Source organism: Flavobacterium tructae (assembly GCF_001853485.1).
Classification (GTDB): Bacteria; Bacteroidota; Bacteroidia; order Flavobacteriales; family Flavobacteriaceae; genus Flavobacterium; species Flavobacterium tructae.
This window is the reverse complement of the sequence record NZ_MIKE01000025.1, coordinates 218,804-242,422: the sequence shown is the minus strand read 5'-3', so window position 1 is coordinate 242,422 and position 23,619 is coordinate 218,804. Positions and strand designations below refer to the sequence as shown.

Below are 23,619 nucleotides of genomic sequence, written 5' to 3'. Positions count from 1 at the left end.
ACATCTTCAAATAAGGCGTTTCCCTTGGAGTAAATCGCATAGCATATGGGCGATAATTGTATTTCTTTTATATGTTCTTTCAGTAGATAAAAACTATTTTTTTAAGTTTTAATGTCTTTAAAAAAAATCATTGCTTTAATTATCAAATACTTATATCGTTTATTTAAATTAATTCTTCAATGTGTTTTTTAATGTTTTCGGAGATCTTTTTTGTTGGCAGATCATTTTCATCATCGCCAAACGGGTCTTCGATTTCTTCGGCAATAAGCTCTAAACTTGCCAGTACATAAAAGATAAAAACCACCACCGGAGCTACATAATACCCAAGGCTTACTGAATAACCAAAAGGAAGTGTCATCGTATAAAAAAAGATAAATTTTTTGATAAAAGCACTGTAAGAGTAGGGAATAGGGGTGTTTTTGATTCGCTCGCAGGCACCACAGATGTCTGTAAATGATTGTAACTCTTCGTTTAAAATAATAAGCTGTTCTCCGCTGATTTTTTTATCCTCGTACAGGTCGTTTATTTTTTGAAAAATTATCCTTTTAACCTGATTTGGTTTGTGTTTGTGATGATCAATTTCTAAATCTACATCTTCAAAAAGTTGTTTACCGGTGTCAGAATCGTGCAGGTGTTTGTGCAATACGGAAGCGTAGGCAGGAATAAATTTTCTGAAGAATTTTTTATCATTTTCTTCTTTCAGCATAGCCGAAAGTTTAATGGCCAGATTCCGACTGTTATTAACAAGACCTCCCCAAAGTTTTCGGCCTTCCCACCAACGATCGTAGGCTGTATTGGTTCTGAAAACCAGTAATAATGAGATTACAAATCCCAACATCCCGTGCATGATCGGGATGTTGTGGATATAGTCGTTTTTACCAATTTTAAAATACGAGACTTCCAAATATCCAACAATTGAAGAGTAAATTCCGATTGCAATCATGATCGGAAGCAGTTTTCTAACCGTATCCGATTTGTGAAAATGAAAAATAAAAGTGAACCAATCTTTGGTGTTGTATGAGATCATTTGGACTTGTTTTGAAACAAATTTACTTTAAAAATTGATATTCCCGGCCAATTCTTTCAAAGCAATCTCAGATAATTTTGCCTGAAACTGTGAGTTGCTGTAGCGTACTTTAGCATTTACATAGTTTAATTGAGCTGTTCTGAAATCCAGCGTTGTGATAGTTCCAATTCTGAATTTATCTAAAGTAATATCTAAATTTTGTTTGGCAATCGTTACGTTGTCTTCTTCTAATCCAATCAATTCTAAATTGGTTAAATACGTTTGAAAAGCGGTGCTTAACTGAGTATCCAGGATCATGTTTTGCTGCTCAATCGCAATTTGTGAGTTTTCGATCTGCAGTTTTGCTACCTTTTCATTTCGATGTTGATTGAACCCGTCAAAAACGTTTAAAGTGGCATTAAAACCATAGTTAAAACCTTTAGAAGAGTTCTGACTTGTAAATCCAAGACTGGACTGGCTTTCGTTAAAGTTGTACCCCGAAGTCAGGTTTACTACCGGATAACGGTCTGCTTTTACTTGTTTAAGCTGAAGTTCGGCAATACGTTTGTTGATAATCTGAGATTCTAAAGCCGGATTTTGTTTGTGAGCCAATTCTATTAAATCGACTAAAACGAGTTTATTATCTACAGCTACTACATTAGTTACGGTGAAGTTTATTTTAGGATCACGTGCCAAATATTGGTTGAGTAAGATTTTAGCATTAGCATAGGATTCTTTTTGTCTCAGCAAAGCAACCTGATCTGAATTTAAATCAACCTGAGCGTTTAAAACTTCCAGTTTTGATGCTTTTCCAATGCTGAAACGGTTTTGTGCCAGCGTTAATCTTTGTTTCGAAATTACAATTGTAGTATCTAATGCAGACAGTTGCTGCTGTTGCTGTACCAAATCAAAGTAAGCGCTGTTGACCTGTCCAATTTTGACCAATATCACTCTTTTCATTTCAGAATCACCCAGTTTTTGCAATTCTTTAAGCTGATCCAGTTTGGCAAACATTTTCATTCCGTCAAAAACGGTCCATCCCAAGCTAACACCGTAGGCTAAACTGTTATTTTTAGCATTTCTTAAAGAGGTTGTAGTTCCGTCCTGACGTGTTTGTGACGAGTTGGTAACACTGTTATTGTCGGTTACCGAAGCTGTGGCCCTTGGCAACATTCCGGCATTTCCAACTGTTACATTGGTTTCGCTTATTTTAAGGCTGTTTTTAGCAATCTTAATTTCGAAATTATTCTCTAAGGCAATCTTCATGGCGTCTTCAATGGTTAAGACTTCCTGCGCACTGATTTTTGTTGTACAGAACAACAATAAAACGAGACTTGTTACTATTATTTTAGCTTTCATGTGATGAAGGGTTAGCTGCGATTCCACTTTTTCAGAAGAGATTCGCAGCTTCTATAGGATTTCAGATTTTATATCAATTATTTTGTGTTTCTTTCATATTCATCGATATGATCAAATTCAGGATAATGTTTTCTTGCTTTAGACCACATTAAATAAATAGCAGGAATCACAAATAGGGTTAAGGCTAACGAAAAGATGGTTCCTCCAACAATTACAACCCCCATACCAATTCTACTCGTAGAGGCAGCACCAAGTGACATTGCAATTGGCAAAGCTCCTAAAGCAATCGCCAAACTTGTCATTAAAATTGGACGCAAACGTGCTTCTGAGGCTTCTAAGATAGCTTCCAGTTTTGGTTTACCCTGTTCGCGCAGCTGATTGGCAAATTCCACAATCAAAATACCGTTTTTTGTCACCAATCCAATAAGCATTACCGTCCCAATTTGGCTAAAGATATTCCAGGTCTGATTGAAAAGCCATAATGAAAATAAGGCTCCGGCAACCGCCATTGGTACGGTTAAGATGATGATAAGCGGATCGATAAAACTCTCGAACTGTGCAGCAAGAATTAAAAAGATCAGTAATAGGGCTAATCCAAAGGCGAAAGAAGTATTTGAACTACTTTCAACAAAGTCTCTCGATTCTCCACTTAAATCAGTGGTGAAAGTATCGTTAAGTACTTTTGCTTTGATTCTGTCCATTTCCTGAATACCGTCGCTGATACTTTTTCCCGGTGCCAAACCTGCAGAAACTGTTGCCGACATATAACGGTTGTTGTGGTACAATTGAGGCGGATTACTTTGTTCTTCAATTTTAACCACGTTGTCCATCTGAATCAATTCTCCGCTTTTATTTTTCACAAACATCGAAGTCAGATCCAGCGGTTTCGAACGGTCTTTTTGATCAAACTGACCAATTACCTGATATTGTTTTCCGTTTTTAATGAAATATCCAAAACGCTGCCCGCTTAAAGAAAGTTGTAACGTTTGTGCAATGTCAAGGATCGAAATTCCTAAACTTTCTGCTTTTTCACGGTCAATACTTACGTTGATTTCAGGTTTGTTGAATTTTAAATTCACATCGGTAACTGAGAAAACGTCACTTTTGCCGACTTCTTCCATAAAAACCGGAATTTTTTCTCTTAGTTTCTCAAAATTCGGAGCCTGAATGATGTACTGAATCGGTAATCCTCCACGACGGTTTACGGCAATGGTTGGCTGTTGAATTACAGAAGTTTTAGCATCAGGATATCGTTTGGTCATTTTGGTCAATTGATCTGCAATATCTTTCTGAGATCTTTTTCTCTGATCCGGTTCAACCAATGAAAGTCGGATAAAACCAGAGTTAGTGGCTGAAGCTCCAAAGCCCGGGGCAGTGATAACCAGACTCACTTTTTTCTCCGGAATAGAATCGTCTACCAATCTCGAGATTTCCTGCATAAAACGATCGGTGTATTCGTAAGATGACCCTTCCGGCGTAGTCATACGCATGGTCACAGAACTACGATCGTCATAAGGCGCCGTTTCTTTTGGGAGTATGGTGAAAAACAAATAGATCAATCCAAAACAAGCAATCAGAATAGGGAAACTAAGCCATTTTTTAGCGATAAAACGATTCAAAGAGTCAGCATAACCGCTGTTAAGTTTCTCAAAGAAAGGCTCGGTTTTTACGTAGAATTTAGATTTTTTCTGTTCTCCGCCTTTCATTAGATAAGCGTTAAGCATTGGTGTTAAAGTCAGCGATACAAAAGCCGAGATTAAAACGGCAGCTCCAATGACGACCCCAAATTCCCTAAAGAGTCGGCCGACAAATCCTTCTAAAAATATTACCGGCAAAAATACGGCCGCAAGGGTTACCGAAATTGAGATTACGGCATAGAATATTTCATTAGATCCTTTAATCGCGGCTTCAATTGGCGACATGCCTTCTTCTACTTTCTTGAAGATATTCTCGGTCACTACAATTCCGTCGTCGACCACCAGACCGGTGGCTAAAACAATCGCAAGCAGAGTCAATACATTGATCGAAAACCCGAAAAGCCACATGATGAAAAACGTCGCAATCAACGAAACGGGAATATCAATTAATGGTCTGAACGCAATAGCCCAGTCTCTAAAAAACAAGTAGATAATAATGATTACCAAAATAATTGATATCCCTAAAGTTTCGGCAACTTCAAGTACTGATTTTTTAACAAAGATCGTATTGTCCAGTGCAATATTCAGTTTGATATCTTTTGGAAGATCCTTTTTTAAGGCTTCGTACTTTTTGTAAAATTCAGATGAAATGTCCAGATAGTTGGCTCCCGGCATTGGTACTATAGCAAGACCAATCATAGGTAAACCGGACTGACTCAATTTTGTTTCGATGTTTTCAGGACCTAATTCGGCTCCTCCAATATCACTTAAACGAACAATTTTATCTCCATTAGTACGGATGATAATGTTGTTGAATTCTTCCGGTTTTGAAAGGTTACCAACCGTTTTTACAGTTAACTCGGTATTGTTTCCCGTTAGTTTTCCTGAAGGCAATTCAACATTTTGGGAGTTTAAAGCATTACGAACATCAGATACGGTACATTTATAAGCGGTAAGTTTTACTGGATCAATCCATAAACGCATGGCGTAACGTTTTTGTCCCCAGATTTGAACACCACTGACTCCGGGAATAGTTTCCAAACGTTGTGAAATCACATTTTCGGCATAATCACTCAATTCCAAAGAACTTCTGGTGTCACTTTGTACCGTCATCGAAATAATAGCATCACTGTCGGCATCTGCTTTGGAGACTACCGGCGGGGCATCAATATCCTGCGGTAAACTTCTGATGGCCTGAGAAACTTTATCACGGACGTCGTTTGCTGCTTCTTCCAGATTTTTGTCCAGATTAAATTCAATGGTGATGTTACTGCTTCCCTGATTACTGGAAGAAGTTATGTTTCGAATCCCATCGATTGCGTTGACCGCTTTTTCAAGAGGCTCTGTAATCTGAGATTCTATAATGTCGGAGTTAGCTCCGGTATAGTTGGTTCGGATAGAAACCTGCGCAGGGTCGATCGAAGGAAATTCCCTAACACCTAAAAAGGTATAACCAATGAAACCGAACAGAATAATTAAAAGATTCAGTACGATGGTTAAAACAGGTCTTTTTATACTGGTTGTTGATAAACTCATAATGTTATTTATGATTTTAGAGTTTAGATTTTAGATTTTTTTTGAATAAGCAGAAAAAAGAGTATAGAATAAAGAAAATAGATTGGAGCGTATTAATTGTCACGTTAGATGTCATACATTTTACAACGAACAACTAACAACTAACATTTCACATTTTCTATTTTTTTACATTCACTTTTATTGGCGCTTCATTTTTAAGCGACATTACGCCACTGGTAATCAGAGTGTCTCCGGCTTTTAATCCTGACAGAATTAAAATAGAAGAGTCTGTTCTTGTCGTAGCGTCAACCATAACCTCTTTGGCTTTACCCATATTGGCAATGTATACTTTTTTACCGCTTTGTACCGGAATTATAGCTTCTGAAGGGACTACAATGGCATCTTTTACAATGTTTAGAGGTAGTTTCACATCAGCGAAAGTTCCAGGGAAAAGCTTTCCATCCACGTTATCCGCAATAGCACGAATTTGCAGTGTACGTGTAGCTACTTCGACTTCCGGCTCGATGGCGTATATTTTTGCTGTATAAACTTTATCGGAACCTGAAACGCTAAAATCAATAACAGATCCGGATTTTACTTGTGCCGCATATTTTTCAGGTATCGAAAATGTAATTTTTAGTTTACCGGTATTTACCAGTTTTGCAACCAGAACGGTAGGAGTGATGTAGGTTCCCGGCGAAATAGAACGCAAACCAACTTTACCTGAGAACGGAGCTTTAACTGAAGTTTTGGCGATTTGAGCTCTGATTAGCTGACTTTGTGCCTGTGCAGAGGCATGATCGGCTTTTGCAACGTCAAATTCTTCCTGACTGATGGCTTCCTTCTGAAGCAATAATTTTGCTCTTCTCTCATTTTCGGCAGCCAGACCTTCACGGGTCACGGCTTGTCTGAGTTGCGCTTTTAGTTCGATGTCATTTACTTTAAAAAGTACCTGTCCTTTGTTTACAAAACTGCCTTCATTGAAATAAATGCCTTCCACAATTCCGGAAACTTCACTTCGAATCTCAATTTGTTCATTGGCTTCAATAGAACCTGATAATGACAGGTTGTTGTCGAAGGTTGCAGTTTTAACAACTATTCCGGTTACCGTAGTAGGAGTGTCTTTGTCTCCAAACTTTTTCGATTCGTCGTTTTTCTTTTTATTCGACACGACTCTGTAGGCAATAAAACCTCCTAATACAATGATCAGTAGGGCGTAAACTAAGTTTTTTACTTTCATAAACTTGAGGTAAATGTATTTTTTTGGTGTATGTTTTCAGTAAGCACACAAATTTAACTTTTTGTTGTGAAATCTGGAGAGCTTAGCTTTTATTTAACATTTGTACGTACAAACATTACATAAAACTAAGATTAGACTCTTTTTCTGTGCCAAGGTTTAATACAGAATTAAAAAAAAACAAGATAATTAATCAACCCGTTGGTTTTAAATAATATAAAAGTCGATTAATACATAGAAATATAGATCTTATGTCCATATATAAAAAGAAAACATAGTTGCATCTGTATTCAAAATAAGTGAAACGTCTTATTCAAAAATATTGATTCTCTGTATTAAAGAATAATTGGACCCAACGAGTTAAATCAATTAAAGTTTAGGTCTTTTAAGAACTTCTTTCCTGTGGTTTTACCCACAAAAAGGGTAGAATTACGGGTTCTGCAAATCAAAAAAATCCGACAAAGATATTTTTCGATGTATTTTGTCCGATTTTATTTGCACTTTATCGATTTTATTCGTAACATTGATAGGCTTAAACAAAATGATCTGTTTTTTTTTGGAATAATAATGTATCTGAGGGTTAAGCGTTAAAATGTGTAGGTTTTTTATTTGATTTAAAGTTAAAATAGTTAAATAAATAAACAGTGTAATTAACAACTGTTTAGACATTTTTTAAGTTTCAACCCCAAATTTACTTGTTTATGCTAAAAAAATTACTCGTTGGTTTATGGATGGCATTGTTGGTTGTTGCTATCTCATTTCTCTTCTGGCAGAATGAATTTAAATACAGTCTGCCTACGCCGGTTCCTCAAAATTACAAAGCGATAGCTATAGGAAGTAAGATTGATTTAAAATGCTGTTTAGCAGATCGGAAACCTATTTTTATCCATTTCTTTAATCCCGATTGCCCTTGTTCCCGGTTTAACATTCCTCATGTTTCGGAACTCATTAAAAAGTATGGCGACCGGATTAATTTCAAAATTGTGGTGCTCAACAAAGAGAGATCTTTCACCATAGCCGAAATTCAGAAAAAATTTGATGCTAAAATTCCAGTTTATTTCGATCAGGCAATAGCTAAAAATTGCGGTGTTTTCTCAACCCCGCAAGCTGTTCTTCTGGATGATTCTCAGAATTTATACTATCGCGGGAACTACAATAAAACCAGGTATTGTACCAATGCCGACAGTAATTATGCTCAAATGGCAATTGATTCCTTATTGAAACAGAATCATTCTCCTTCCTTTGATGCTTTAGCTCTGAGAGCTTACGGATGTTCGTTACCAAAATGCAATAAATAAACCAAATTCTTAACCAAAATCATTTTAATTTATGAAAACAAGAGCCAGTTTGAATGAACAAGATTATTTGCACAATTTCATGTCTACGATGACCCAACGATCGGACACCATTGTCAATTATGTTTTAGCGATTTATTTTCTGTTTGGAATTGCTTTAGCTTTTAAATATGATACGTTTGAGATCGGAGTAGGAGTAGGTGTTTTAAATTTGCTGTTGTACTATTCAGCAAAGTTTTTCTTTAAGAAATCTAATTTTTACCAGTATGTGCTAGCTATTGTTTTAGCTATATTTATGGCACAGTATATTTATCAAATGCATGGTTTATTTGAGATGCATTTTACCGTTTTTATTGCCAGCACGATTTTAATTATCTATCAAAACTGGAAGCTTCAGATTCCTTTGACACTTTTGGTGGTCTTGCATCATGGGGCTTTGGCGTATTTGCAAAATCAGGTTTTCAACGACCCAAAAGGATTACAATTGTATTTCTCGCAGGTTAATTTTGATGTAGAAACCTTTGTAGTTCACGTCGTTCTGGCGGCAGTGGTATTTTTTATGAACGGGTACTGGGCGTACTATTTTAAAGAACACAGTCAAAACCACATTTCTAAAATTTCAGACGAATACGAATTAGAGAACATGAAATTGGCTTCTGCAAAGTACAGCTCACTAACTGCTACAAAAGATTATAATGATTTTATTCACAGAACGACACTGGATTTGAAATTACCGGTAAGCTCTGTGCTTAAACTTATTGACGTTTCGAAAGGGCATACAGACAATGATAAATTATTAAACTATTTGGAGATGATGCGTGAAAGTGCCAAGAGAATTGATGATCTGGTAAACGATATTCATGTGAAATCTACTGATAGTAGAAATTAAGATAACAAATTGTAGTGTATTTTAAATCAGTGATTTAATGATTTTAAAATACGGACCTAAGATAAAAAATGGTATTGCTTATTAATTTTAAATACAGGATTTATGGACAACAGAATTACCCGCCCGACTCCATCCGACAGAGAAGTCGACTGGAACAAAACAAAAGTATTATTAAGTAAAACAGATACAAAAGGAACCATTTTATATGCAAATGAGGCATTTATTGATGTTTCGGGATATGATGAGCATGAATTAATCGGTCACGCTCATAATATTGTCCGTCATCCGGATATGCCGAAAGTAATTTTTAAATTTCTATGGGATAGTATTAAATCAAGTCAGAATATCCATGTCATTATCAAAAATATGTCTAAAACGGGACGATTCTATTGGGTGGTAACCGATTTTAAAATTATTGCAGATGATGATGGTGAAATTGTTGGTTATTTTGGAACCCGAAAATCAGTACCTGAGGAAATCATTGCGAAGTTTATTGACCCTCTGTATAAAAAACTGCTGCATATTGAAGAGGTAAGCGGAATGGGTGCTGCCGAAGATTATTTGATTGGCTTTTTAGAAGAACGAAAAAAAACGTACATGGAGTATATCGATCATTTGATTGCGACAGGAAAAGACGACAAGAATAAAATAAGCAAAGGACTTTTTAGTGGTCTGTTTGAAAAGAAAGCAGCTCCTAAAAAATAGCAATTTCATTAGAATATATATATACTTCATTGTAAAAGATAAGCATTCAACTTAGAAGAATTTGTCCCCCAACGAATTCAAATCACCAAAAACATCAGTTGTTGAAAGCTTGGTCTTTACCACAATGAAGTATATTTTTTTTATTCATTTGCATAAGTCTTCGATTTGGCTTTTGATAATAACAATAGGTTTGCATCTAATTTAGTTTTCATAAGCCTTCGACTTCGCTCAGGGTGACCGTAGTAGTTCTGTATTTAATTTAGTTTCTAAAAGTCTTCAACTTGGCTTTTGATGATAGCAATAGGTTTGCATTTAATTTAGTTTTCATAAGCCTTCGACTTCGTTCAGGGTGACCGTAGTGTTCTTGTTTATAATATGGGTAGCAATCCTAATCTTAGAATCTCAGTACCTTAGAATCTTAGCAACTTAGAACCTTAACTAATATAATTCCAAATGTTTTTCTTCTTAGTCAGTTCGATAAAAACAGCCTTTAGTATGGCGTGTTCCGGTTTTTGCAGCGGTGCGTCTTCTTTTAGGATTTTCATGGCATAATTACGGGCCAGACCCAGGATATCCCTGTCGCGAACAATATCGGCAATTTGAAGATTCAGAACGCCGCTTTGTTGCGTTCCCATCAAATCACCCGGGCCACGCAATTTAAGATCTACTTCGGCTATTTCAAAACCATCGTTGGTCTGAACCATGGTTTCCATTCGCGTTTTACTGTCGGAACTTAATTTGAAACTTGTCATCAGAATACAATAACTCTGTTCGGCTCCACGACCCACACGTCCACGCAGTTGATGCAGTTGTGACAAGCCAAAACGTTCTGCGCTTTCAATGATCATTACACTGGCATTGGGAACGTTAACACCAACCTCAATTACGGTGGTGGCTACCATGATATTGGTTTTACCTTCGGAAAAACGTTTCATCTCAGCATCTTTATCAGCAGGTTTCATTTTACCGTGCAGAATAGAAATAGCGTATTGAGGTAATGGAAAATCGCGGGAAATACTCTCGTAACCGTCCATTAGATCTTTAAAATCCATTTTTTCCGATTCCTGAATCAATGGATAAACAATATATATCTGTCTTCCCAGAGCGATTTCATCACGTAGAAATTTCCATACTTTCAAACGATTGCTGTCGTATCGATGAACCGTTTGAATCGGTTTTCGTCCGGGAGGCAATTCGTCAATTACAGAAATGTCTAAGTCCCCATACAAACTCATAGCCAAAGTTCTCGGAATAGGGGTAGCGGTCATCACCAAAACGTGCGGAGGAATTTCGTTTTTCTTCCACAATTTCGAACGCTGTTCTACGCCAAAACGATGCTGTTCGTCAATTACAGCAAGTCCCAGATTCTGAAATTTCACCTTGTCTTCCAGTAGCGCATGTGTACCAATTAAAATTTGCAAACTTCCGTTTTCCAGTTCTTCGTGAATTATTTTTCGAGCTGCAGTTTTACTTGAACCTGTTAAGAGTTTTATATTGATATTTAGTGTTTTAGCTAATTCAGATAATCCAATAAAATGCTGATTGGCAAGGATTTCTGTGGGAGCCATTAAGCACGCCTGGAAACCATTGTCTATCGCCAAAAGCATGCTCATAAAAGCTACAATTGTTTTTCCGGACCCTACATCTCCCTGCAGCAATCGGTTCATCTGGGCATTGCTTCCCATATCGGAACGAATCTCTTTTATTACTCTTTTTTGAGCATTTGTGAGACTAAACGGCAAATGATTTTGATAAAATTCATTAAAAAACGTTCCTACCATGGTAAAAGGATGTCCTTTTATTTTATGCTTTCGGATAAGGTTTTTAGTGATTAATTGAAGTTGTATAAAAAACAATTCCTCAAATTTGAGTCGGTATTGTGCTTTCGCCAAAGCATCAGTGCTTTTCGGAAAATGAATATTGAATAAAGCGGCTCTTTTAGAAATAAGTCTTAATTCTTCGATTAAATAAGTTGGAAAAGTTTCGGTAAATAAAGCCTGAGTTTCCAGAAACAACTGCTCCATTAGTTTGTTAATGGTACGGTTTGAAATTCCTTTATTAGCCAGTGTTTCGGTTGAAGGATAAACGGGCTGCATGGCCGAACGAAGACTTCTTTCATGTTCGCTCCACAATTCAATTTCCGGATGCGCCATACTAAATTGACTTCCGTATAACGAACATTTTCCAAAAATTACACAAACCTCATTCAGTTTCAGACTTTCGCGAATCCATTTATGCCCCTGAAACCAGTTTAGATCCATTTGCCCCGTATCGTCTACAAAAGTAGCGACCAGCCGCTTTTTATTCTTTGCAAATTCGACGGTTTTAATATTGATTATTTTTCCAATAATCTGCACCTCAGAACCTGTATTCTGAAGTTCGTTAATTTTATAGTAACGCGTTCGGTCTATATATCTGTTCGGAAAAAAATTAACCAAATCTCCATACTTATGAATTCCAAGTTCCTTTCGAAGCAGCTGCCCACGACTGGGACCAACGCCTTTTAGGTATTCAATGGGGGTTTCAAGGAGATTGTTGGACATTTCAGTAATTGTAGATTTTAGATTTTTAGAGTATAGAGCAAAGAATAAAGAGTATAGAACAAAGAGTCAAGATTTTAGAGTAAAATCTATAATCTTGCCTCTTTGCTCTATTTTCTATCTTCGAATCGATTTCATAACTGCGAAGATAAATTTTAATTGGGAAATTTGAAAGTCTGAAATAATTCATTGGCTATTTTAATAAATAAAGATATTGAGTAGATTTGTTCAGATGTTTTTAGACCAAAACCTTACATAATGACTAACGAAGAAAAAGTTCCTTTTGAAACCATGAATTTTGCAGGTGTGACTTTCAAAGTGATTAACCGACATGAAGCCAACACTATTATTGGCGATCTTACTGATTTTAACAATCAAAAAATATACAATGTTTTTGAAGATACCTGGCGTTTTCCGGATTACGAAGACAATCCTATATTTCTCTTAGCGGAAGATGATGTCGAAATGGATACGTTTGAAATGGATTACAGCACAGATGAAAATCCGGATGTTTTTATACTCGGATTTATTTTCAAAGGCAATCTAACAGTTAAAAAACTTATTAGTTCTTTTGATACAGATAATTCACCTGCTCTGATTGTTTTAGGAGAAACAAGCACTACAAACATTACTTTGTTTGGAAGTGTACATTATTTAGGTGGCGGCTTAAAATGCGATTCCCTTTTAGGAGAATACAATCATGGAGAACTTTTTGTAAAGGGTGATGTTACCGCCTGGTTAATCTACAGTGATGATATGTGGATGCATTTTGAACGTTTTACCAATGTTCAGGCAATTGTTAATGTGGGCAGACCTGATGTTTTGATTTGCAGCAATCTGACTGATACTGACGGGTCAATCGTAACGATTGAAAATTATCTTCCTTCAACACACCGATTGAGTGATATCGTAAATGATTCCTTTATTGAATATTCCGATGATGGCACGGAGATCCTGGGTAATAATTACTATGATGATTGCTTTAACAAAGGGCTTTCAATTGTCGATCAAAGTAAATCAGATCAGTATTTGTATACTGATTTTCGCGCTCAGTTTAAAGAGGCTGTAGAAACGATAGTTGAGATGGAAAAATTCAAAACAGAGGAAAGACTTTACAGCAATATTGGAAATACCACACATTTGTTTGTTTCTTTTGATTATGAAGGAAAGAAATACAGTCAGCTTTCAGAAGAAATTGGAAACGGATTTAATATTAGAATGCGTGGTTTATGGTGTCATGATACTGAAGAAATTACACTGATTCTCGAATATCTGGATGAAGAGGGAAATCCGAAATACCAATGGATGAATGATGAAACGACAAACGGAATCGAGTTTTATTGTGTAAAACGTGCTGTAATAGAAGCTTTTTATTTTCTTACTTCAGAGGCTGAAGAGGAAGATGATGTCGAAATAGAGGAGGATGAAGAATACGATAACAGTTTTTCATTAGAAGAATTTGCTGTACAGTTTGGTAAATACGCTTTGCCAACAGATTTAGTAAAGTTGTACGAGTTTGAGCAGAAATATGGCCCAGAAACTTATTCGGAATGTTTTGGTTTGACCATTACAGAAGACAAGACTGGTATAAAAACATGGTCGGAGAAAGAAGCGTTTTACAATAGTTTTATCGAGTTTGCAGGAGCCAACGGTTCCGGAAGCTCGTATGCTTACTGGTTGATAAATGAGGATTTAAACGATTGCCCGATAGTCGTGTTCGGCGATGAAGGAGGTATTCATATAGTAGCCGAAAATACTAGTAAACTAATTCATCTTCTCACTTTAGATACTGAAATTTCAGTTGATTTCGATTCGGCTTATTTTTACAAAGACGAAGAGTATTATGAAGAGAATGAGAATAAGGAAGAGTTTCAACAATGGGTTAAAAAGGAGTTCAGTCTTGATCCGTTAGAAACCAATGAAGAAACAAAAGAAATTGTAAGCGAGGCTCAAAAGAAATACAAAGAACGACTGAATGATTTCTTAATCAGTTTTGATATTGAAATAGGTGAAGACGACGAGTAATTCTCTGGGAGTTCAAGGTCTCTACAAAATCGAAATTTCTATCTTTGAATAAAATTTATAAAAATGACTACACATTTAGCACTTTTACGCGGGATCAACGTTTCCGGTCACAACATGATAAAAATGGAAGCCTTGAAGATAATGTTAGAAAACATGGGCTTTCAAAACGTACGCACTTATCTGCAGTCCGGGAATGTATTTGTGGATACAGAAGAAGAAAGTCCTTCAAAAGTAGGTTTTATGATCAAACAGGAGATTTTTAAAGTTTTCGGACATGAAGTTCCTGTGATTGTAATTGCTAAAGAAGACCTGGAATTGTGCTTTTCCAATAATCCATTTTTAAAAGAAAAAGATATTGATATCAAGAAACTTTACATTGTTTTTGTTTCGATTGCTTTGAAAAAAGAAAGCATACACGATTTAAAAATCAGTCAATTTAAGCCTGATGAAGCTAGTATTGATGAAAACCGTATTTATATTAAATATGATATCGGTGCCGGAAAAACAAGATTAGAACTGAAATACATTGAGAAAAAACTAAATGTAATAGGAACAATGCGTAACCTGAATACTGTTACCAATTTGCTGAACATGTATGTTTAGATCTTTAGATTATTAGAATGTTAGATTATTAGATTCTTGGACCTTGACTGAAGAAAAAAGAAAGACAGAGTCCCGAGAGGACTAGTTTTTCATAATTTATTCCTAATAAGATCTAAGCTAGTCTAACAATCTAAAAATCTAACAATCTATTCTCTCATCCATTTTAGCATCGTCGGAAAAGCCGGTTTTCCTTCTTTAGTGGCGCTATCACTACCTAAAGTAAGACCGATCCACTCAAGAAAAGGCAGGCCAATAAAATTTCCTGAAGTAAAATTAGAGATCAGCCATTCAGAATCATTTTTATAACCATCGGGGTGAAAAACCAGCTCGATTGGTAATTTTAAATATAAACATGCGGCAAAAGACCATAAAATAGCAGCCATTTCTTCGGCTTCAGTGGGCCAGTTGGAGGTTATTTTTTCGGTTCCGACGAGTTTTCTGTCGGAAGGACTGGTTACAGCAAGATGCCCCGCTTCGTGCAAAATATCACCCGGATATAATAATTTATCATAATCAATAACAACACAATTCGGACCTAAATCTAAACCTGGCAGAAAAGTATCATTCAATTCCTTTTCAATTACATCTATTCCAATTTCAGTAAGAAAAGATAAAATTTTCTTTATTTCTGAATTTTCTTTCGTGAACATATTCTCGTTTTAAATCAAATCGCAATACCAAAATCCATAATCAAAAGCATCGCTGGAATTGGTATCACAAGCAGTATTTGAGGCTTCCTGAGTTTTAGGCTTTTCATACTTGCGGTAAACGATTTCACCAATCTCAAAAGAAACAGGTTCTGAGAAAATAGGACCATCAAATGTAAAGGTATGAAATTCGCCATTTTCACCACAAACGTCCACGTTTTCAGGTAAGTCGTTAATGAAATCCTGATCGATAATTCTTCCCACAAAACTTTTATCTAAAAACCGTTCGTTTACACATACCACAATCGTTTTAAATCCAAGGGCAATGAATTCTTGTATTAAATCCTGAGTAGGAATTTTCCAAAGAGGAAATACACCTTCAAAATCTATTTTAGCCAATTGAGTCTCACGATACTTTCGTAGATCTTCCAAAAAAATATCCCCAAAAATGGAATGTGTAATTCCCTGATTTTTTAATTCAAGTAAGGTTTCATTCATCACACCTTCGTAAGTTTCCATCGTAGGCATCTCCGGGATTTGCATAATTTTCAAAGGCATACCCAGACTTTTGGCTTGCGCTTCCAACAGTTCTACACGAACACCATGCATTGAAATTCGCTGGTATTGCTGATTGACACTTGTCAGTAAACATTCAATTTTGAATTCAGGATTTTGTGAAATCTTATAAAGGGCAAGAGCAGAATCTTTTCCGCTGCTCCAGTTAAACAAAGCTTTTTTAGGTCTTGGCATGCTGTTGTAATTTTGTCTGGTAAACTTACAACTTTCCTTCGATTTGTTTGTCAAACCTTTGTAACTTTGGAATTTCGCCCTCAATTTTGGTTCAATGAAATATACTCTTTTATTTTTTACCGCTTTTACTTTTGCACAGCAAACACAATTTGTTGATTTTAAAACCGTTTCCGGACAATTGTCTGTAAATGCTGTCGAAAAAACAATTTCAGGTACAGTCGATTATCAATTTGAGATTCTGAAACCAATTGATACGATCAGGATTGATGCAAAAAATATGGCATTTTCTAATGTTCAGATAGATAACAGAGAAACAGTTTTTATAACTACAGATAAAGAACTGAAGATTGTCGGTAATTTCCAAAAGGGAGAAAATCATCTTACTTTTCAATACAGCGCCAAGCCAAAACAGGCCCTGTATTTTGTGAATATGGACAACTCAGAAGTACAAATCTGGACACAAGGGCAGGGAAGGTATACCAGCAATTGGTTTCCAAGTTTTGATGATGTAAACGAAAAGGTCGTATTTAGTTTAGGAGTAACCTACGATAGTACTTATCAGGTCATTTCGAATGGTATTTTAGAAAGTAAAAAAATAAACACCAATCAAACACACTGGCAGTATAAAATGGAGAAACCAATGAGTTCTTATCTTCTGATGCTTGCCATAGGAAAGTATGACAAGAAAGAGCTTAGAGCAAAATCCAGAATCCCGTTAGAGTATTATCTGGAAAACAAAGATGCAGATCGTTTTGAACCAACGTACCGTTACTCTAAACGTATTTTTGATTTTTTGGAGAAAGAAATAGGCGTTAAATATCCATGGGAAATCTATCGCGAAATTCCGGTACGTGATTTTTTATATGCCGGTATGGAAAACACCACTTCAACACTTTTTGCTACGCGTTATGTAGTGGATTCTATTGGTTTTGAAGATCGAAATTATACCAATGTAGACGCACATGAATTAGCACATCATTGGTTTGGTGATCTTATCACAGCCGAAAGCAGTACACATCATTGGCTCCAGGAAGGTTTTGCTACTTATTTTGCAGCTCTGGCCGAAAGAGAAATTTATGGCGATGATTTTTTTTACTCCAAATTATACGATACCGCACAACAAATAAAATTTGCCTCCAGGACCGATTCTATTCCGGTTTTAAATGCAAAAGCCAGCTCTTTGACTTTTTATGAAAAAGGAGCCTGGGCATTATTTGTATTACATGAATCTATTGGCGATAAAGCATTCAAAAAAGCAATAAAGAGTTATCTTAAAAAGTACGCTTATCAAACGGTAAATACACAAAATTTCTTTGATGAAATAAAAAAGGTATCTGACTTTGATTTGGATAAATTTCAGAAAACCTGGTTGGAATCAATTGTTTTTGATACAGCAACGGCCAATACTTTATTGAGTAAAAACAAATCGATTCAGGTTCGATTAGAAGTTGATAAATTAAAAAAGACAGCTTTAGCAGAGAAAGTGGATTTTTTAAGTAAAACTTTAGATTCAGATATTTACTCTTCTGTAAAAGAAGCTATTGTTAATCAATTAGAAAATGAAAAATACGAATCAAAGAAAGCATTATTATTGCAAGCTCTGAAAACAAATGACCTTCAGATTCGGCAGGCAGTTGCGGCTTCTTTGACTAAAATCCCGGAAGACTTCAGGGCGGAATATGAAAACTTGCTAGACGATAAATCATATCAAACACAAGAAGTTGCTTTGTACTGGTTATGGAGAAACTTTCCTGAGCACCGTACCCGATATTTGGACAAATCAAAAAATTGGGTTGGTTTTAACGACTACAATTTAAGAACGCTATGGCTTTCATTAGGACTTTCAACACCTAATTATGCAAAAGATTCAGAAGTCTTAATTTCGGAGTTAATAGCTTTTTCTTCTGCAAAATATGAAGCTACTACCAGGCAAAATGCTTTAGAAAAACTGATTGCTTTTAAGATTATCAATGATGCTGTTTTAACGAACTTAGTTTCTGCGACAACTCATCACATGTGGCAATTTTCAAAGTTTGGGAGAGATACAATCCGACTTTTGCTAAAAAATACAGATTTGCGTGCTTCGTTTGAAAGAATTTTGACTAATTTAAACCCCGATGAACAATTTCAACTAAAACGTTTGTTGGCAGAGGAAATAAAAAAATAGCAATTTTTAGTAGTAATAAAAACAGAGTGGAGTAGTTGTAAAAAAGTACAATTGAATACTTTTAACTCCTAGCTTAAAACGCACAACTTAAAAAAATATGAGAGCATTGGTTATTTCTGGTGGGGGAAGTAAAGGGGCATTTGCCGGCGGTGTGGCACAATACCTGATCGAAGAGAAGAATCATGAGTATGATTTGTTTATTGGTACTTCGACCGGTAGTTTGCTAATACCTCATTTGGCCTTAGGGCACATTAAGAAAATTCACTCTGTTTATACCAATGTTACCATGGCCAGTATTTTTAATATTTGTCCATTTGTCGTTAAAAATAAAGACGGAGTAGACATTGTAACCATAAATCATTTTAACGTATTACGTCAGTTTTTCAAAGGAAAACGTACTTTCGGTGAAAGTAAAGGTTTAAAGAGGTACATAAAGAATAATTTTTCTATATCAGATTTCAATAAACTAAAAAAACTGGACAGTGACATTGTTATAACAGTAACTAATTTTACCAAGAATGAGGCAGAATACAAATCAGTGAAAGATTGTACTTATGAAGAATTCTGTGAATGGTCCTGGATTTCCAGTAATTATGTCCCTTTTATGAGTCTTGTTGAGAAAAACAACTACGAATACGGGGATGGAGGTTTTGCAAGCTTAGTTCCAATCCGTGAAGCCATTAATCGCGGGGCAACAGAAATTGACGTTATTATTCTGGAAACTGAGGTAAATATGGATAAAACAGTTATCGGTAAGAATCCATTTTCTTTAATGATCGATTTGTTCCGAATTGCTTTAGATCAGGTCGAAAAGCATGATATTACTATTGGGAAGCTTCTGGCAAACAATAAAAATGTAAAACTTAATCTGTACTACACTCCAACAAAACTAACCGATAACGCCCTTATCTTCAATCAGGAAGTCATGAAAGAGTGGTGGGAACAAGGCTATGAATATGCCCAGAATAAATCTGAAGTTATGAGTGATAACAGATAGTCTTTCTTAGACTTCTTAGTTTGTTAGACTAACTTAGATTATTGGATCTTTAGATTATTGGATTATTCGAAATAAAAAACTCATCATAAGGTTTAACTTCAAAATCTAATACTCTAAAGATCCAGCAATCTAAGAATCTAGAAAAGTTCCGCTACTTCATTCTTGATATACGCCAAAGCTGCATTGCTTGGGGATTGTTTCTCTAATAAATCATTTAAAATTACTTCACGCAATTTATCAGCACTGTCTACACGATCACTCATGGCAGTCTTACGGATGATTTGTATGGTTGAATTTTTTGCTGTGGTAATAATGGTCCAGCATTCATCCGACATATAAATTTGTTGCGTTAAATTGTGCTCAAACTCTTGTTCGATCTGATCGATCACAAAATTCTCGTAATCGTGTTTTTCATTTGAGATAGGAGCGATTCGGATCAGTAATTTGGTCAGATTGATACGCTCTAAATATAAAGTCATACGTTCGTAAGCTTGTAAACGTATAGGCAAAGATTCTTTATGTGCTTCTTTGTTTAGTAAAAAATTACGCTTTTTATCGAAATTCTTAATGTGCAGTTCAAAAAAACTGTAGGCAACAAATCCGGTAACGACAGCAGGTAAAGTGTAACTGGCTAATTCTATAATTCTTGTAAAATCCATTGGGTTTAAATTTTTAGCAAAAATATACTTTTCAGGGAGAAATCCACTTTAAAATTATTGTAATAAACAAACTGGAAGCATACTTTTGTGATGAGATTTTAAAACTACTTCAAATACAGCCTGAATGGACACCTACATAATAATTTTACTTTGTTTAGCTGCTTTTGCGGCAGGATTTATTGATGCCATAGTAGGCGGCGGCGGATTAATTCAAACACCAATGGGATTGATTCTATTGCCAAATTTACCGGTTTCTACCGTTATAGGTACTCTGAAGTTACCCGCTTTTACCGGAACTTCTTTCGCAGCCTTTCAATACCTCAAAAAAGTTGTAATTCAATGGAGACTTTTAATAATTATGATGTGTTTAGCTGTTCCCTCTGCATTTCTGGGCTCTACGCTCTTAACCTACGTCAGTAATGATTTTATGAAACCTCTTTTATTGGTTGTGTTATCACTTTTACTGATTTATACTTATGCCAAGAAGAATTTCGGACAACACGAAGCTAAAGATCATTCGGCCGGAATACAAATACTGTACGCAGTTGCCATCAGTATAATTGTTGGTTTTTATGATGGCTTTATCGGTCCCGGAACCGGAAGTTTTTTTGTGGTTGCTTTTATAGCGCTTTTAGGATTTGATTTTCTTCACGCGTCTGCAAATGCCAAAATGGTAAATCTCGCTACCAACTTCGGTTCGATCTGTCTGTTTATGATAAAAGGAAAAATAATCTGGACAATCGCAATTCCTATGGCGATAAGCAACGGACTCGGCGGGTGGCTTGGTGCAAAACTCGCCATTAATAAAGGAAATGGTTTTATTCGCGTTTTCTTTTTAGTGGTAGTAATTGGTACGTTAATCCGATTTTCTTATGATGTCTTCTATAAATAGGTGCTGAGTTGCTAAGATTCTGAGGGTCTAAGTTTTTCGTTGGTTTTCGTTTCTAATAAATAACTATTAATAAATTTCATACATTATAATAACTAATTCTCTTGAAAGTTTAGATAAACATGCTCACTAAATAGGTTAGTGCCTGATAATCTATATTATTAGAAAAACAAAAAACTTAGTACCTCAGAACCTTAGATTCTTAGTAGCTTATTAAAGCTATAATTCTTAATTTTGCATCACTATGGAGAAAAATTTCATGCAAAAGTACATTGACCAGCTCAATGAAGCGCAACGACAGCCTGTTTTGAAAAAAGACGGGCCAATGATTATTATTGCTGGTGCAGGTTCGGGAAAAACCCGTGTTTTAACAATTAGAATTGCCTATTTAATGGCTCAGGGTATTGATGCTTTCAATATCTTGTCGCTTACTTTTACCAATAAAGCAGCCCGTGAGATGAAGCACAGGATCTCAGATATTGTGGGAGCTTCTGAAGCAAAAAACCTCTGGATGGGAACTTTTCACTCGATTTTCGCACGTATTCTTCGTGCAGAATCAGACCATCTGGGGTATCCTTCTAATTTTACGATTTATGACTCTCAGGATTCTGCCCGACTGATTTCTTCTATTATAAAAGAAATGCAGCTGGATAGGGATATTTATAAACCAAAACAGATTTTAGGTCGTATATCAAATTACAAAAACAGTCTGATTACAGTTAAAGCCTATTTCAATAATCCTGAATTGGTTGAAGCCGATGCCATGGCAAAAAGACCGCGTTTAGGAGAAATTTATCAGCAATACGTTGAGCGCTGTTTTAAGGCCGGCGCTATGGATTTTGATGATTTGCTATTGAAAACAAATGAGTTATTGACCAGATTTCCAGAAGTTTTAGCAAAATATCAAAACCGTTTTCGTTATATTCTGGTGGATGAGTATCAGGATACGAACCACTCTCAATACTTGATCGTAAGAGCGTTATCTGATAAATTTCAGAATATTTGTGTGGTTGGAGACGATGCTCAGAGTATTTATGCTTTCCGTGGAGCGAATATCAATAATATTCTGAACTTCCAGAAAGATTACGAAGGCGTAATCATGTTTCGTTTAGAGCAAAACTACCGTTCCACCCGAAATATAGTGGAAGCAGCAAATACGGTGATGGAACATAATAAAACCAAACTTGATAAAGTAGTTTGGACAGCAAATGATTTTGGCGGAAAAATTAAAGTCCACAGAAGTTTAACAGATGCCGAAGAAGGACGTTTTGTAGCCAGTACGATTTTTGAACAAAAGATGCAAAACCAACTACATAATGGTTCGTTTGCAATCTTGTACCGCACCAATGCACAGTCACGTGCGATGGAGGATGCACTTCGTAAACGAGATATTCCGTATCGAATTTACGGCGGCTTATCCTTTTATCAGCGCAAAGAAATTAAAGATGTCTTGTGTTACCTTCGTTTGGTAATCAATCCGAAAGACGAAGAGGCATTGATTCGTGTAATCAATTATCCGGCACGCGGAATTGGAGATACAACCGTTGAAAAACTTACGATTGCGGCAAATCATTACAAACGTTCGATTTGGGAAGTAATGGTTAATATTGATAAAATCGATCTAAAATTAAATGCCGGAACAAAGAACAAAATCAGAGATTTTGTTACGATGATTCAGAGTTTTCAGGTCATCGATCAAAATCAGGATGCTTTTTATGTTACAGATCATGTTGCTAAGAAAACAGGACTTGTTCAGGAATTAAAGAAAGATGCCACACCGGAAGGAATGGCTAAAATTCAAAATATTGAAGAGCTTTTAAATGGTTTAAAAGATTTTACTGAAGGACAAAAAGAGGTTGATGGTGCAAGAGGAGCTTTGTCTGAGTTTATGGAAGATGTGGCATTGGCTACAGATTTAGATAAAGATACTTCTGATGAAGATCGTGTGGCGTTAATGACGATTCACCTTGCTAAAGGACTTGAATTCCCCCACGTTTTTGTAGTAGGAATGGAGGAAGATTTGTTCCCAAGTGCGATGAGTATGAGTACGCGAAGTGAATTGGAAGAAGAACGTCGTTTATTTTATGTAGCGCTTACTCGTGCTGAACATCAGGCTTATTTGACCTATGCGCAGTCACGTTACCGTTGGGGAAAACTGACCGACAGTGAACCATCTCGTTTTATTGAAGAAATTGACGGGCAGTACCTGGAATATTTAACACCAGCCGAAACCAACTATCGCTACAAATCTCCAATTGATGGAGATATTTTTGGAGATATCGATAAGTCGAAACTGCGATTGGTGAAACCTGTAGGAAGTACACCCCCTAAACATGTTACAGCCAACGAGCCAAAATCGGATTTGAATATTCGAAAATTAAAACCCGTTACCGGTACCAGTCCAAACAATGGAGCTGCCAATTTGTTTGATAATAAGCTCACCATTGGAAATATTGTGATGCACGAACGTTTTGGGAAAGGTGAAATCGTCAACATGGAAGGTGTTGGTGCTGATAAAAAAGCTGAAATAAAATTTGAAGTAGGCGGAATCAAGAAATTGTTGTTAAGATTTGCTAAATTAGATGTTGTAGGGTAGAAAGAGTGTAGAGAAAAGAGGATAGAAAATAGATTTTTAAAGAAATTTAATTTTTTATAACTGGATTTGATTTTCAACGCTCTCAATTTTTCATTACTTTTCA

General features: G+C 36.0%; 17 protein-coding genes. 9 read left to right on the top strand and 8 right to left on the bottom strand.

What is annotated here, in order from left to right:
• Nucleotides 1-163: 163 nt before the first annotated feature.
• From BHE19_RS17110 to BHE19_RS17095, 4 genes are all read right to left on the bottom strand, one after another.
• A complete protein-coding gene (locus BHE19_RS17110; protein WP_017498795.1) occupies nt 164-1,027 on the bottom strand; it encodes a bestrophin family protein in 864 nt (287 codons plus the stop codon).
• Between the two features lie 27 nt (nt 1,028-1,054).
• Entirely contained in the window at nt 1,055-2,365 is a 1,311-nt protein-coding gene (locus BHE19_RS17105; RefSeq protein WP_070908117.1) for a TolC family protein, read from the bottom strand.
• A gap of 77 nt (nt 2,366-2,442) precedes the next feature.
• Nucleotides 2,443-5,538, bottom strand: a complete 3,096-nt coding sequence (locus BHE19_RS17100; protein WP_070908116.1) for an efflux RND transporter permease subunit — start codon at nt 5,536-5,538, stop codon at nt 2,443-2,445.
• A gap of 157 nt (nt 5,539-5,695) precedes the next feature.
• Nucleotides 5,696-6,757 carry an efflux RND transporter periplasmic adaptor subunit gene (locus tag BHE19_RS17095; RefSeq protein WP_017498792.1) on the bottom strand — a complete coding sequence of 354 codons (1,062 nt, stop codon included), beginning with the start codon at nt 6,755-6,757 and terminating at the stop codon, nt 5,696-5,698.
• 698 nt (nt 6,758-7,455) lie between these two features.
• Between BHE19_RS17095 and BHE19_RS17085 the strand changes: the two genes are divergently transcribed.
• The 3 genes from BHE19_RS17085 to BHE19_RS17075 all read left to right on the top strand — a co-directional run bounded on the left by BHE19_RS17085 (nt 7,456) and on the right by BHE19_RS17075 (nt 9,643).
• Complete coding sequence (locus BHE19_RS17085) at nt 7,456-8,052, top strand: TlpA family protein disulfide reductase (protein WP_070908114.1); 597 nt, start codon at nt 7,456-7,458, stop codon at nt 8,050-8,052.
• A 31-nt stretch (nt 8,053-8,083) separates the two neighbouring features.
• Complete coding sequence (locus BHE19_RS17080; RefSeq protein WP_017498790.1) at nt 8,084-8,938, top strand: histidine kinase; 855 nt, start codon at nt 8,084-8,086, stop codon at nt 8,936-8,938.
• A 102-nt stretch (nt 8,939-9,040) separates the two neighbouring features.
• Complete coding sequence (locus BHE19_RS17075; protein WP_017498789.1) at nt 9,041-9,643, top strand: PAS domain-containing protein; 603 nt, start codon at nt 9,041-9,043, stop codon at nt 9,641-9,643.
• 434 nt (nt 9,644-10,077) lie between these two features.
• Here BHE19_RS17075 and recG read toward each other — a convergent pair whose 3' ends face one another.
• Nucleotides 10,078-12,186 (bottom strand): ATP-dependent DNA helicase RecG, encoded by a 2,109-nt coding sequence (gene recG / locus BHE19_RS17070; protein ID WP_070908113.1) that lies wholly within the window; start codon nt 12,184-12,186, stop codon nt 10,078-10,080.
• Between the two features lie 255 nt (nt 12,187-12,441).
• On the opposite strand from recG, the gene BHE19_RS17065 reads away from it, so the two are divergent.
• Complete coding sequence (locus tag BHE19_RS17065) at nt 12,442-14,208, top strand: hypothetical protein (RefSeq protein ID WP_070908112.1); 1,767 nt, start codon at nt 12,442-12,444, stop codon at nt 14,206-14,208.
• Between the two features lie 63 nt (nt 14,209-14,271).
• Entirely contained in the window at nt 14,272-14,811 is a 540-nt protein-coding gene (locus tag BHE19_RS17060; RefSeq protein WP_070908111.1) for a DUF1697 domain-containing protein, read from the top strand.
• Between the two features lie 146 nt (nt 14,812-14,957).
• On the opposite strand, the gene BHE19_RS17055 is transcribed toward BHE19_RS17060, so the two are convergent.
• Nucleotides 14,958-15,461, bottom strand: a complete 504-nt coding sequence (locus tag BHE19_RS17055) for a hypothetical protein (RefSeq protein WP_017497541.1) — start codon at nt 15,459-15,461, stop codon at nt 14,958-14,960.
• Between the two features lie 9 nt (nt 15,462-15,470).
• Complete coding sequence (locus BHE19_RS17050; protein ID WP_070908110.1) at nt 15,471-16,208, bottom strand: Dph6-related ATP pyrophosphatase; 738 nt, start codon at nt 16,206-16,208, stop codon at nt 15,471-15,473.
• Nucleotides 16,209-16,302: 94 nt separating this feature from the next.
• On the opposite strand from BHE19_RS17050, the gene BHE19_RS17045 reads away from it, so the two are divergent.
• Nucleotides 16,303-18,375, top strand: coding sequence for a M1 family metallopeptidase (locus BHE19_RS17045; protein ID WP_070908109.1), 2,073 nt, complete (start codon nt 16,303-16,305; stop codon nt 18,373-18,375).
• Nucleotides 18,376-18,472: 97 nt separating this feature from the next.
• Nucleotides 18,473-19,372, top strand: a complete 900-nt coding sequence (locus BHE19_RS17040) for a patatin-like phospholipase family protein (RefSeq protein ID WP_017497538.1) — start codon at nt 18,473-18,475, stop codon at nt 19,370-19,372.
• 137 nt (nt 19,373-19,509) lie between these two features.
• Here the strand turns inward: BHE19_RS17040 and BHE19_RS17035 are convergent, their stop codons facing one another.
• Nucleotides 19,510-20,031 (bottom strand): DUF7935 family protein, encoded by a 522-nt coding sequence (locus tag BHE19_RS17035; protein ID WP_070908108.1) that lies wholly within the window; start codon nt 20,029-20,031, stop codon nt 19,510-19,512.
• A gap of 124 nt (nt 20,032-20,155) precedes the next feature.
• Here BHE19_RS17035 and BHE19_RS17030 point away from each other — a divergent pair, with 124 nt between their 5' ends.
• Together BHE19_RS17030 and BHE19_RS17025 are read left to right on the top strand one after the other, a co-directional pair.
• On the top strand, nt 20,156-20,923 hold the full coding sequence (locus BHE19_RS17030; protein ID WP_070908107.1) for a sulfite exporter TauE/SafE family protein: 768 nt from the start codon (nt 20,156-20,158) through the stop codon (nt 20,921-20,923).
• Between the two features lie 256 nt (nt 20,924-21,179).
• Nucleotides 21,180-23,516: an ATP-dependent helicase gene (locus tag BHE19_RS17025; RefSeq protein WP_070908200.1), complete on the top strand. Its 2,337-nt coding sequence runs from the start codon at nt 21,180-21,182 to the stop codon at nt 23,514-23,516.
• Nucleotides 23,517-23,619 lie beyond the last annotated feature (103 nt).